Source organism: Streptomyces boncukensis, assembly GCF_011045075.1.
Taxonomy (GTDB): Bacteria; Actinomycetota; Actinomycetes; order Streptomycetales; family Streptomycetaceae; genus Streptomyces; species Streptomyces boncukensis.
The window spans coordinates 1-1399 of the sequence record NZ_JAAKZZ010000952.1; the positions used below are offsets into that span (position 1 = coordinate 1).

The 1399-nt window shown below is 78.0% G+C and carries 1 protein-coding gene; it reads right to left on the minus strand.

Annotated elements, in window-relative coordinates; translation table 11 throughout:
• Nucleotides 1–1399, minus strand: a 1399-nt coding sequence (locus tag G5C65_RS37255; protein WP_165303460.1) for an SDR family NAD(P)-dependent oxidoreductase, incomplete at both ends; no start/stop codon positions are given.

Genomic DNA, 1399 nt, shown 5'->3' on the forward strand with positions numbered 1-1399 from the left:
GGGTGTGGTGTCGGCGGTGCCGGCGGCGTGGATGACGGTGGTGAGGGGGTGCTGGGCGGGGATGGTCTCCAGGAGGTGCTGGAGGGCGGTGCGGTCGGATACGTCGCAGGCGGTGATGGTGACGGTGGTGCCCAGTTCGGTGAGTTCGCGGGCGAGTGCGGCGGCGCCGGGGGCTTCGGGTCCGCTGCGGCTGGTCAGCAGCAGATGCGGGGCGCCGTGCCCGGCGAGATACCGGGCCACCCGGGAGCCGAGCTCGCCGGTGCCGCCGGTGATGAGGGTGGTGCCCTCGGGGCGCCAGGGTTCCCGGTCGGTGCGGGGCGGGGGAGCGGCGCGCAGTCGGCGGGCCAGGGTGCCGGAGGCGCGGATGGCGACCTGGTCCTCGCGCTCCTGCGTCCGTCCGGTGGCCAGCAGCGCGGCCAGCCGGGCTGGAGTGCGGTGGTCGGGGGAGGCGGGCAGGTCGACGAGGCCGCCCCAGAGCCGGGGGTGTTCCAGGGCCGCGACCCGGCCCAGGCCCCAGGTCTGGGCCTGTACCGGGCTGGGCGCGGGGTCGCCGGGGGAGACGGCGACGGCGTGCTGCGTCAGACACCACAGCGGGCCGTCGCCCCCGGCGTCCGCCAGGGCCTGGACCGCGGCGGCTGTCGCCGCCAGCCCGGCGGCGACGGCGGGGAGTCCGGGGAGCGGCGACTCGTCCAGCGCGAGCAGGCTGATGACGCCATCCGGCGCGGCTTCACCGGCCTCGGGCGCACAGAGCCGCGCCAGCAGGCCGCGGTCGGCCCCGGCCGCCTCGACGGTGCGGATCCGCGCCTCGGCGCCGTGCTCGCGCAGCGCCCGGACGGCGGTCCGCACGGCGGGCGCCCCGTCATGGCCGGCGGGCACGAGCAGAAGCCAGGTGCCCGTCGGCGCCGCCGCGCCGGCCTCGGGCAGCGCCCGCCAGTCGATCCGGTACCGCCACGAGTCCAGCGCGGCCTGTTCCCGGTGCCTGCGCCGCCAGGACGCCAGGATCGGCAGGGCGGGGCGCAGGGTGTCCACGGCTTCGCCGTCGTCCAACTGGAGCGTGTGGGTCAGGGCTTCGACGTCGAGTGCCTCGACGGCCTGCCACAGCCGGGCCTCGGCGGGGTCGTGGCCCTCGCCGCCGGAGGCGGGCGGCGCGCTCGCCGGAGCCGGCCAGAAGCGCTGGTGCTGGAACGCGTAGGTGGGCAGCGCCACCGTGCGCGGCGCGCGCCCGCCGCTGCCGAGCAGCGCGGCCCAGTCCACATCCACGCCGGCGGTGTGGAGCCTGGCCAGCGCATGGGTGAGAGCGGCCGTATCGGGCCGCTTGCCGGTCAGGGCCGCGATGACGGGCGGCTCCAGGCCGTCGTCGCGGACGTCGGCTGTGGCGTTGTGCCGGAGGGTGTGGTGG